This window comes from Streptomyces sp. DSM 116793, from assembly GCF_057320905.1.
The window spans coordinates 1,773,143-1,783,948 of record NZ_CM170494.1 but is presented as its reverse complement, the minus strand read 5'-3'; the positions used below and the strand labels follow the sequence as shown (position 1 = coordinate 1,783,948).

The 10,806-nt window shown below is 73.8% G+C and carries 8 protein-coding genes; 4 read left to right on the top strand and 4 right to left on the bottom strand.

Features of this window, described 5'->3' with window-relative positions; translation table 11 throughout:
- Positions 1–64: 64 nt before the first annotated feature.
- The 3 genes from ACSMXW_RS07450 to ACSMXW_RS07440 form a co-directional block, all read right to left on the bottom strand.
- Positions 65–2,971: a glycosyl hydrolase gene (locus ACSMXW_RS07450; RefSeq protein WP_485804681.1), complete on the bottom strand. Its 2,907-nt coding sequence runs from the start codon at positions 2,969–2,971 to the stop codon at positions 65–67.
- 562 nt (positions 2,972–3,533) lie between these two features.
- Entirely contained in the window at positions 3,534–4,364 is an 831-nt protein-coding gene (locus tag ACSMXW_RS07445; RefSeq protein ID WP_485804680.1) for an SAM-dependent methyltransferase, read from the bottom strand.
- Positions 4,365–4,564: 200 nt separating this feature from the next.
- Positions 4,565–5,437, bottom strand: a complete 873-nt coding sequence (locus tag ACSMXW_RS07440) for a helix-turn-helix domain-containing protein (protein ID WP_485804679.1) — start codon at positions 5,435–5,437, stop codon at positions 4,565–4,567.
- Between the two features lie 162 nt (positions 5,438–5,599).
- Between ACSMXW_RS07440 and ACSMXW_RS07435 the strand changes: the two genes are divergently transcribed.
- On the top strand, positions 5,600–5,926 hold the full coding sequence (locus tag ACSMXW_RS07435; RefSeq protein WP_485804678.1) for a hypothetical protein: 327 nt from the start codon (positions 5,600–5,602) through the stop codon (positions 5,924–5,926).
- Positions 5,927–6,156: 230 nt separating this feature from the next.
- On the opposite strand, the gene ACSMXW_RS07430 is transcribed toward ACSMXW_RS07435, so the two are convergent.
- Positions 6,157–6,819: a dienelactone hydrolase family protein gene (locus tag ACSMXW_RS07430; protein WP_485804677.1), complete on the bottom strand. Its 663-nt coding sequence runs from the start codon at positions 6,817–6,819 to the stop codon at positions 6,157–6,159.
- A gap of 277 nt (positions 6,820–7,096) precedes the next feature.
- Here ACSMXW_RS07430 and ACSMXW_RS07425 point away from each other — a divergent pair, with 277 nt between their 5' ends.
- Genes ACSMXW_RS07425 through ACSMXW_RS07415 form a run of 3 tightly spaced genes read left to right on the top strand, consistent with a single transcriptional unit; the run spans position 7,097 to position 10,790 of the window.
- A complete protein-coding gene (locus ACSMXW_RS07425; RefSeq protein WP_485804676.1) occupies positions 7,097–7,594 on the top strand; it encodes a (2Fe-2S)-binding protein in 498 nt (165 codons plus the stop codon).
- On the top strand, positions 7,591–8,586 hold the full coding sequence (locus ACSMXW_RS07420) for an FAD binding domain-containing protein (RefSeq protein WP_485804675.1): 996 nt from the start codon (positions 7,591–7,593) through the stop codon (positions 8,584–8,586). The genes ACSMXW_RS07425 and ACSMXW_RS07420 overlap by 4 nt, the downstream gene beginning before the upstream one ends.
- Positions 8,583–10,790 carry a xanthine dehydrogenase family protein molybdopterin-binding subunit gene (locus ACSMXW_RS07415; protein WP_485804674.1) on the top strand — a complete coding sequence of 736 codons (2,208 nt, stop codon included), beginning with the start codon at positions 8,583–8,585 and terminating at the stop codon, positions 10,788–10,790. The genes ACSMXW_RS07420 and ACSMXW_RS07415 overlap by 4 nt, the downstream gene beginning before the upstream one ends.
- The last annotated feature ends 16 nt before the right edge of the window (positions 10,791–10,806 follow it).

Below are 10,806 nucleotides of genomic sequence, written 5' to 3'. Positions count from 1 at the left end.
GCACCGGGGCACGCCCCCTGGGGCGACGGGGCACGGGGGCCGCCCCCGCCGGGGCGATGGGGCGTCAGCCCAGGGGCACCAGACGCACCGGGCCCAGCAGACCCGACGGCGCCGGATCCCACCGATCCGGTGCCGCCCCGCTGCGCCAGCTCATGTAGAAGTCGGTGTGCAGCTCGCCCCGGCGGGCCAGGTCCCGGACGCGGTTGGCCGCCAGGTTGGTGACCTCCACCTCCAGCACGTTCTCCCCGTCCCGCAGCGCCCCGCCCACCGGAAGCCGGAACGGCAGCGCCCATGCCGTGCCGAGGTCGTGGCCGTTCAGCCGGACCCGGGCGCTCTCGCGCACGTCGCCGAGGTCCAGTGCCCACTGGGTTCCGCGCCCGGCCGCCCCCGGCCCGGTGAAGGCCAGGGTGTAGCGGGCGGTGCCGGAGAACGCCGCCTCCGCGTCGCCCAGCTCCGTCCACGACACCAGCTCCGTCAGCCGCCGGGTGGGTGGCAACGCGGGGCCGCCGTCGCGGAAGGCCAGCGTCCACGTACCGGACAGCGCCTGCCCGTCCCCGTCCGGGACCACCGGCCGGTACACCGGTCCGCGCAGCCGCTCCCGTTCGAAGGTCCGCAGGATCAGCGACTGCCCGGGGTCCAGCCGCAGCCGCACCTGCACGGCCCCGCCGTCGCGCCGCGTCTCGGCCGCCCCCTGGACGTCCCGCAGCGGGTCGAGCACCCCGACCGAGGCCGCCGCGGTGCCCAGCGGGTACCAGCCGTCGACCCGTTCGGCCGTGACATTGGCGAGGAAGTAGTGCCATCCCCGGGAGTGCCGGCGCCGCAGCACCCGCAGCCCGGAGTCGGCGACGGGCTCCCGCACCGCGGAGGCGGCGGCCAGGGCGCGGTCCAGGTCCGCGTCGTGCGCGACCACCACCACCCGCCCCGCGCCCACCCGGTGGACGCCGTCCCGGCCGCCGACCGGGTGCGCCAGCAGGGCGTCCCGCAGCGCCCCGAGGCGGGCCCGGCGCCCGGCCAGGTCGGCGAGCCCCGGCACGTCGGAGGGCAGGTCGCCGACGAAGACGACGGTCGCGCCCGCCACGGCCAGGTCGTGCAGCTTCTCCAGGGTCGGCAGCGGCATGAGCTTCGCCCCGGGCACCACGACCACCGCATAGCGCGTGTGGTCGTTGGCCACCCCCGAGGGGCCGCCGTGGAACTGCGCGAGCTGCCGGTCCGACGCCCAGTCGAACTGCCAGCCCCGCGCCTCGAGGCCCGCCGCGACCGTGCCCGCACCGGTCGGGTGCCCGTACATCCACGGGTCGCCCTGCCACTTGTAGTCCGGCGTCAGCTCGATGTCCTCGGCGGCGTCCCCGAGACCGGCGTCGGGCAGCGCCCACAGGTCGTGCTGCGGCCAGAGGACGAGGACGTCGTTGCCGTGCGAGCCGCTCTGGAGCACGGACTGGCACCGGGTGATGTAGCCGGTCAGCTCGGGCAGGTCGTGCCAGAGGGTGTTGGCGGGTTTCAGCTCGGTCGACGCGTAGAACGAGAAGCCCGGCCAGGGCGCGTCCTCGGGCGAGTACGCCGTGCCGTGGAACACCACATGGTTGACGCCGGCCGAGAACAGCACGTCCACCAGCGGCTTCACCTGCGACAGCGACACGTGGTAGTGCTCGTCGCGCCAGGTGGACGTCTCGGCGCCGACGAGCCGCCCACCCTGGTGGTGCGCCGGCGACGAGGCGAACCGCCACACCAGCGACTTGGGCGGGGTGGCCGTGCCCGCGCCCTTCCGCAGCCCCGGGATGTCGAGGGCCTCGGCGCCGAGGTACTCGGTCTCGGGGATGTCGGCCGCCCCGTAGATGTCCAGGAGGTTGGCGGGCGACCCGTGCGCCTGGTTGCGCACCAGCCAGCCCCGCGCGGCGCTCCAGTCGGCCCACGGCTCTGCGAAACGTTTCAAAAACAGGTCGGAGAACGTCTCCCTGACGTCCGACAGGACCCGGGCCCGCACCTCGGCGTCCCCGGCCCCGTCGAAGACCTCGGGCAGGTGCGGCACGAGGTCGTAGCCGCGCAGCCGGGCGAACTCGGTGAGCGCGGCCGGCGTCCAGTCGGTGGCCTCCAGCTCGAACGAGTCGTGGAACAGCGCCCGCACGCCGCGCGGCCCGGCGCCGACCGCGGCGCCGAAGTGGTCGAGGTGGTGGCGGATGGAGTCCGCGGCGAAGTAGTCGGCCAGCAGCCCCTTGCCGCCCGGCCCGGCCCGCTCCACCCGCTTGAGCACCCGCCCCGTGAACACCCCGGTGAGCCGCCAGTGCCCGTCCGGCGCCGTCCAGTCGAGGGTGCGGTCGGCGGTGACGCGGGCGGTGAGGTCGACCGTCTCGCCCGTGGTGGTCTCCCGGGCCACCAGCGCCGCGAGCGGCGGCTCGGGCAGCGGCTGCATCGGCGGGCGCAGGTCGGGGCGGGAGAGCCGCTCCTCGTCGACGAGGCCGGGGTGCGGGGGCTGGACGGCCCGCACGGGCGCGGTGAGCCGCTCGCCGCCGGACAGCTCCCACCGCTCCGTCAGCGCACGGCCCGCGCTGATCTCCGGGGTGATCCACGGCCCGCCCATCGTCCATCCCGAGCCGGTGGTCAGGTCCACGCCGAGCCCCAGGGCCGCGGCGTGCCGGGTGGTGGCGTCCAGGGCGTCGAGCCAGCCGGCGCCCAGGTACGGCAGGATCCGGTCCTCGTAGCCCTGGGCCTCGTAGATCGGCTGGATCTCCACCCCGCCGAAGCCGACGTCGGCGAACTGTCCCAGGTGGGTGCGCAGCCCCTCCTCGGTCACGGCGCTGCCCAGCCACCACCACCGGGTCCATGGGCGCATCTCGTGGGTGAACGGGCCCCAGTCCAGGGCCGCCCCGGCGGGTCCCGTGCCGGCCGCGGCCGCCGCGGTGCCGAGGGCACCCGGCGCAAGCGCGGCGGCGGTCAGTACGGCGGATCCCCGAAGGACATCGCGGCGGCGGATCACGGTCCACTCCTCATCGACAGGGCGGTCCCGCCCGGCCGTCACCGGCCGTGCGCCGGCGCACGCGTCGCCGGCCCACCGGCACCGCGGCGGACCGGCCAGGACCGCGCTCCAGAAGATCGCCGCTCGACCGTCGCACAGCGCGCGGCCCGTCACAAGACCTGTGCAACGTTTCAATTCCTCCGGCTGCGCGACGAGGGCCGTGCCCCGACGGCCTCCGGCGGGCATCCCGGGCGCCGGTGACGTCTCGCTGAACGGAATACGTTGCTGCCGCCGTCGGCGGTCGAGCCGCCGACGATGGCGGTCGCGCGCGTGGTCGGCGACGACGCGGCCGTCACGTTCGCCCACCGAACGACCCCGTCGGGACGGAGAGCCTGGCCGAAGGCCAGGAGGTGGTGGCGGGAAGCCGAACGCCAGGAGGGGGTGGCCCGGAGCCGAAGGCCAGGACGTGGCGACCGAAGGCCGAAGGCCAGGGCAACCGCTCCCGGCGGGCGCGCGCCACCACCTGGGCCGGGCGTCAGCCCAGGAAGCCGGGCGCGCTCGCCCGGAGAGCCGAGGCGTGCGGCTACGCCTTGATCCCCACCCCGGCCCAGAGGCTGACCTCGGCGTCCGTGGGCTCCTTGCCGCTCTCGCGCGCGGCCGCGTCCCCGACCTCCCGGTGCCAGCGGTGCGCCACCTCTATGCCGGGCTCGATGAGGTTCAGGCCCTCGAAGAAGGCCGCGACCTCGTCCTTGGAACGGACCTGGAAGGGAGTTCCGTTCTCGACGTAGATGTTGGTGATCTTCTCCCAGCCCTCCGCGTCGAAGTCCGGGGTGCAGTGGGTGATGGCCAGCGCGCTGCCCGACGGGAGGGCGTCCAGCAGGTGGTTGACGATGTCGTACGGCTTCTGGGCGTCGGTGACGAAGTGCAGCAGGGCGTTGAGGGACAGCGCGACGGGCTTGGTCAGGTCCAGGACCTGCCCGAGCTGCGGGGCGTTCAGGATCGCGTCGGGGTCGTTGAAGTCCGCCTGGATGTAGGCGGTGCGGCCCTCCTTGGTGCTGCGCATCAGGGTCTCCGCGTACTTCAGCACCAGCGGGTCGTGGTCGGCGTAGACCACCCGGGCCTCCGGGGCCAGGCCCTGGGCCACCTGGTGGAGGTTGGGCTCGGTCGGGATCCCGGTGCCGATGTCCAGCCACTGCCGGATGCCGTGCTCCTGGACGAGGACGCGGGTGGCCCGGTGCATGAACGCCCGGTTCTCCCTCGCGCAGGTGATGATGGCGGGCCAGGTCTCCACGACCTTCTCGGCCGCTTCCTTGTCGGCGTCGAAGTTGTCCTTGCCGCCGAGGTAGTAGTCGTACATCCGGGCCGAGTGCGGCCTGCTGGTGTCGATGTCCCGCGTCGCGGGGGAGTTGGTCATCGTGGGGACCCCAATTCAGTGTGTGCGGTGGTGACACGCCGGGCAGGCCGGCCTGCCCGGACGTACTGCTGCGGGCAGCGTCTGGATCGGCCACCCGGGGCCCCGGCCGGTCTGCCCGGGGCCCCGGTGACACGTGTGCGTAACTCCCCCCTCGCCCCCCTCGGCCGCGGGCACGGCGGTGCACGCGCTGCCGAGGGCGGTCATGTGTACTCCTTGCGCATCTGGTTCAGGAGCGCGGCGCTCCCCTCGTGCGACGTCAGCAAGGACATACGGTTGTGGGCCTCGAGGTGGGTGATGACGTCGGAGCGCTGATCCAGGTACATCGAGCCCGAGAGGATCTCGCAGTAGACGACGTCCGGCAGCTCCGGCTCCTCGAAACGGAAGTACGTGAAGGGCGCGAACGCGCCCACGTGGGCACCGACGCTGAACGGCACCACGTCGAGATTCACATGGTCGAGGCGGGACGCCTCCAGCAGTCGGTCTATCTGCTCCCGCATCACCTTCGGCCCGCCGACGACGCGGTGCAGCACCGCCTCCTCCATCACCACCCACAGGGTGGGCGCGTCGGGCTTCGTCAGCAGGCTCTGGCGCCGCAGGCGCAGATCCACCCTGCGGTCGAGCTCGTCGTCGGAGTCGTTGGGGAAGCCCGCGCGGAGGGTCTCACGGGCGTACTCCGGCGTCTGCAGCAGGCCGGCCACGTAGTGCGGATCGTAGGTGCGCAGCACCTTCGCGCTGCTCTCCAGGCTGACGTAGGCGGTGAACCAGTCGGGCAGGACGTCGCGGTAGCTGTGCCACCAGCCGGGCTTGTTGGCCTGCTCGGCCATGTCGACGAACTCGTCTATCTCCTGCTGGTCAGCCCCGTACAGCGTCAGCAGGGTGCGCACGTAGATGAGCCTGAGGCCGACCTCCGCCTTCTCCATCCGGCGGATCGTCAACGAGGTGACGTCCAGGGCCTTGGCCGCGTCCTCCAGCGTGGCCCCCGCCCGCTGGCGCAGCTCCTGGAGGCGCTTGCCGAGGATCATGCGCAGCACGGTGGGCGCGCCGGCACCACTGCCCGAACGGCCTTCCTTCACGGCCCACCTCCTGAGTGCCCCGTCAACGGCACCTGAGTATCTGTCACCGGTACGAGTGTGTCATGTCAGCCACATGTTGCCGCCCACCAGTCCGATACCAACTCGCTGAAATTATCAGGGAGTAGCTTGCAGGACGGCAGGGTCGGTGATCATAGTGTCGGAGTGAGCAGTTTCACCAACGCCGGGGGCGGTCCCGGCCCGATACGGGAGTCCGGTGCCGTCGGACCGCGCGCCGAGGCGCTCGCCGACGACCACTCGTCCGGGAGCCCGTCCGGGTTCGCCGAATGTCCTGCGTGGCTGTCCGTCGGTGCCCGCGCTCTGGACATCGACACCGGCCGTACCGGTGTGGTCCAGTTCCTCCAGAGCGCGGACCGCGAGGTGTGTACCGAGTCCACGCTGCGGGCCAAGCGTGCGCGGCTGCGGCCGGTCGACTCCAGCCGGCCCGGCTGGTGGGCCGAGGTGGGCAGCCTGCGCTGGAACGTGCCCTGAGAGTGGGCGGCGCCCGTTCCGGGGCCGTCGGTGCCGGTCACCCCGGGTTCCCGGGGCGCCGGGCCGTGGCATCGTGCGGCCTCCATCGGGTCGGGGGTGCCGCCCACGCCGTCGAGGGGGTGGGGGAGCGACGGGCCACGGCGAGGGCGTCGGGGCCTCTTCGGGCCGAGCGCCGAGGGGGCTGCTGGGGTCGCTTCCGGGCCACCGGCCGGTGGCGGGTTCGCCGCGGGCTAGGAGGGTGTGCCCGCGCTCCTCGCCGCTCCGAGGAACCAGTCACGGGCCTCTTCGGCCACCTCGTCCAGCGCCCCGGGCTCCTCGAAGAGGTGGGTGGCGCCCGGCACGATGTGGATGCGGTGGGGTGCGGCGAGGAGGTCGGCTGCCTCCTGATTGAGCTGTAGCACCTCCGGGTCGTCCCCGCCCACGATCAGCAGGACCGGGGCCCGCACCAGGCGCAGGGCGTCGCCGGTCAGGTCGGGGCGCCCGCCCCGGGAGACGACGGCCGCCACCCGGCCCGGCCGCTCGGCGGCGGCGGTCAGGGCCGCTGCCGCCCCGGTGCTCGCGCCGAACAGGCCCACCGGCAGGCCCGCCGTCGCCTGGTGCGAGCCGAGCCAGTCGATCGCGGCCGTGACCCGTCCGCTGAGCAGCCCGATGTCGAACCGGTGCTCGCCGGTCATCACGTCCATGGCTTCCTCGCGCTCGGTGAGCAGGTCCATGAGCAGCGTGCCCAGGCCGGCGTCCTGCAGGGCCGAGGCCACGGCCCTGTTGCGCGGGCTCTGCCGTGAGCTGCCGCTGCCGTGCGCGAACAGCACGACTTCCTTCGTTCCCGGGGGGATCACCAGGTCGCCGGCGATCGCCGCGCCCTCGTCGGTGACCGACACCGCCTCGGACAGCACCGTTCATCGCCTCCCTCCGAACGTCCCGTTCCGTATGTCGCGGGTAGCCCCGCGGGGGCGGGCTATGCAGTCCCTGCCGGATGGCGGGCCGTGCGGTGCCCACCCTGCCGCGTGGCCCGGCAGTCCCAGTCCGGATGCGGGGCTCCGCCCCGCGCCCGTGCCGGGGCGCCGGGACAGCAGGCTGACCCACCCGGCGCAGTGCGCCGTGCGCGCCCGGAGTGGCGGACATACCGTGATCTTTCGTGCGGAGCGCGGGCGAGACCAAGGGATCGGTGTGATGGCGACCAGCAGTACCACTGACAGGACCACCGGGGAGGTGTGGGTCAACGGCCAGGCGCGGCATCTTGACCTGGACAGCCGCGTCACCCTGCTCGACATGCTGCGGGACCACCTCGGCCTGACCGGCACCAAGAAGGGCTGCGACCAGGGAGCCTGTGGCGCCTGCACGGTCCGGCTCGACGGCAGGCCGGTGGTGTCCTGCCTGGTCCTCGCCGCCCAGTGCGACGGCCGGGAGGTGAGCACCGTCGAGGGTCTGGCCCAAGGCGGCCGGCTGCACCCGCTGCAGGACGCGTTCGTCCGCCACGACGGCTTCCAGTGCGGGTTCTGCACCCCCGGCCAGCTGATGTCCGCGGCCGCGCTGCTGGACGAGCGGCCGGCCCCCTCCGCCGACGAGATCCGCGAGGCGATGAGCGGCAACCTGTGCCGCTGCGGCGCCTACCCCAACATCGTCGCCGCGATCCGTGACGTGGCCGAGCAGAACGGCACGGCACGGTGAGCGCCCTCGCCTATGTGCGCCCCGAGGGCGTGGACGACGCCGTCGCGCTGGTGAGCGGCGATCCGGGCGCCGCCTTCCTCGCCGGCGGCACCACCCACCTCGACCTGCTCCTGAAGGACCAGGTGATCGACAACACCACCCTGGTCGACATCGGCAGGCTCCCGCTCACCGGCACCACCCTGCTCGACGGCGGCACCCTGCGCATCGGCGCGCTGACCACCATGGCGGACCTGGCCGAGGACCCGGTGGTGACCGAGCGGCTGCCCTTCGTGCGGGAGGCGCTGCTGGCGGGTGCCTCCATCCAGCTGCGGAACATGGCGACCATCGGCGGCAACCTCCTCCAGCGCACCCGCTGCCGTTACTTCCGCGACCGCACCGTCCCCGCCTGCAACAAGCGCCGCCCCGGCTCCGGCTGCGCCGCGATCGCGGGCCCCGCGCGGATGCACGCCATCCTCGGCGCCGGCCAGCACTGCATCGCCGTGCACGCCTCCGACCTCTGCGTACCCCTGGTGGCCCTGGACGCCGAGGTCCGGATCCAGGGCCCGGACGGGCGGCGCACCGTCCCCCTCACCGAGTTCTACCTGCCGCCCGGCGAGCGGCCCGACATCGAGCACGTCCTCGGGCACGGTGAGATGATCACGCATGTGGACGTGCCGCTGCCGCCGCGCGTCGCCCGCTCCGGCTACCTCAAGGTCCGCGACCGGGCGTCGTACGAGTTCGCCCTCGTCTCCGCCGCGGCGGCCCTGGTGATCGAGGACGACACCGTCGTCGGGGCCCGGCTCGCCCTCGGCGGTGTGGGAACGGTGCCGTGGCGGGCGCGGGAGGCCGAGGAGATGCTCCGGGGCGTGCCGCCGACCAGGGAGATGTTCCGTGCCGCGGCCCGTGCCGCGCTGCGCGATCCGTACACGGTGCCCGGCACCGCGTTCAAGGTGGAGCTGGCCCAGCGCACCGTCGTGAGCGTCCTCATGGAGCTTGCGGAGGCCGCGTCATGACCGCCGTCTCCAGCGGGAAGCTGCTCGGCGAGCCCGTCGACCGCATCGACGGCCGCCTCAAGGTCACCGGCGGCGCCCCCTACCCGTCGGACTTCTCCTACCCGGACATGGCGCACGCCGCGCTGGTCCAGTCCACTGTCGCCGCCGGCACCATCCTGTCCATCGACACCTCCGAGGCCCTGGCCGCGCCCGGCGTGCTCACCGTGCTCACCCACGAGAACGTGCCGCCGCTCGCCGAGGGCCCCATGACGTCGATCGGCCCGGCACCGCGCTTCCCGCTCCAGGACAACCGCATCCTGCACCACGGCCAGCACGTGGCGGTGGTGGTGGCCGAGACCCCCGAGCAGGCCGGGGACGCCACCCGGCTGGTCCGGGTCGAGTACGACGAGAGGGCCCCCGTGCTGGGCGTCCGGAACCCCGACGCGCCGGTGCTCACCGACCCGTACGGTCTGGAGTCCGGCCGCGGTGACGCCGAGGCGGCGCTGGCCGACGCGGACATCCGGTACGACGAGACGTTCCACATGGCGCCCGAGACCAACAACCCGCTGGGTCTCTTCGCCACCGTGGCCCGCTGGGAGGACGGCCGGGTGACCGTCCACGACTCCACCCAGTGGCCGGTGATGGCCCGGCAGACCCTCGCCACCGTCTTCGGGGTGCCGGAGGGCGCCGTCCGCGTCCTCGTGCCCTACCTCGGCGGCGGCTTCGGCGCGGGCCTGCGGACCTGGCCCCATGCGGTCCTGGCGGTGCTCGCCGCCCGGATGCTGGAGCGGCCCGTCAAACTGGTCCTGACCCGGCCCCAGATGTTCACGTCCGTGGGGCACCGGCCCGAGTCCGTGCAGCGGGTGCGGATCGGCGCCACCGGGGACGGCCGGCTGGTCGCCATCGACCACGAGGGCACCGCCACCCGGGGCGCCGAGGAGATGAACCTCGAACCCATCACCTGGGGCACCCCCGACGCCTACGCCTGCCCCAACGTCTCCACCCACGACCGGCTGGTGGCGCTCAACATCCCCAACCCCGGGGCCATGCGCGCCCCCGGCCACGCGGAGGGCGGCTTCGGCCTCGAATCCGCCCTGGACGAGCTCTCCTACCGGGTCGGCATCGACCCCCTGGAACTGCGGCTGCGCAACTTCGCCGACGTCCACCCGGCCACCGGACTGCCCTGGTCGAGCAACGCCCTGCGGGACTGCTACCGGGTGGGTGCCGAGCGGTTCGGCTGGAGCGGCCGCCCCCGCGAGCCGCGCTCGCTGCGCGACGGCGACTGGCTGATCGGGCAGGGCATGGCCGGCGTCACCTTCAGCCGCTGGGCCGCGGTCTGCCGGGCCAGGATCTCCATCGGCCGGGACGGCACCGCCGTGGTGCGCAGCGCCACCACCGACATCGGCACCGGCACGTACACGATCACGGCCCAACTCGCGGCCGAACTGCTCGGGCTCGACGTGGAGCAGGTGCGGGTCGAGCTGGGCGACAGCGATCTGCCGCTCGCCCCGCAGTCCGGCGGTTCGGGCCTCGCGCTGGCGCTCAGCGGCGCCGTCGAGGACGCCGCTCGCAACCTGCTCCGCGCCGTCCTCGACACGGTGCGCGACGACGCCGGCTCACCGCTGCGCGGCCGGACCCTCGACGAGGTCGCCGTGACCGGCGGCCGGGTCCACCTGGCGAGCGACCCCTCCGAGGGCGAGACCTACACCGCCATCCTGGACCGGCACGGCCTAACCGAGCTGGTCGCGGACGGCGAGAGGGACCCGAGCCCGCCGGAGGGCCTGGACATGGCGCCCGCGGGGTCGTTCGCGGCGCTGTTCGCCGAGGTCCGCGTGCACGAGGAACTGGGGACCGTCCGGGTCGGCCGGCTGGTGGCCGCGGTCGACGCGGGCCGGGTGCTCAACGAGAAGACGGCGCGCAGCCAGATCGCCGGCGCCATGGTCATGGGCATCGGGATGGCCCTGCTGGAGGAGACCGCGTTCGACTCGGTCAGCGGCCGGATCACCAACGCCACGCTCGGCGACTACCTCATCCCCACGCACGCGGACGTCCCCGACCTCGACGTCACCTTCGTCGGCGGCCCCGACCGCTTCAACGCCGTCGGCGTCAAGGGCATCGGCGAGGTGGGCGTCGCCGGGACGCCCGCGGCCATCGCGAACGCGGTGTACCACGCGACCGGGCGGCGCATCCGGTCGCTGCCGATCACTCTGGACAAGCTGCTGTAGCGGGGCCGGGGCAGGG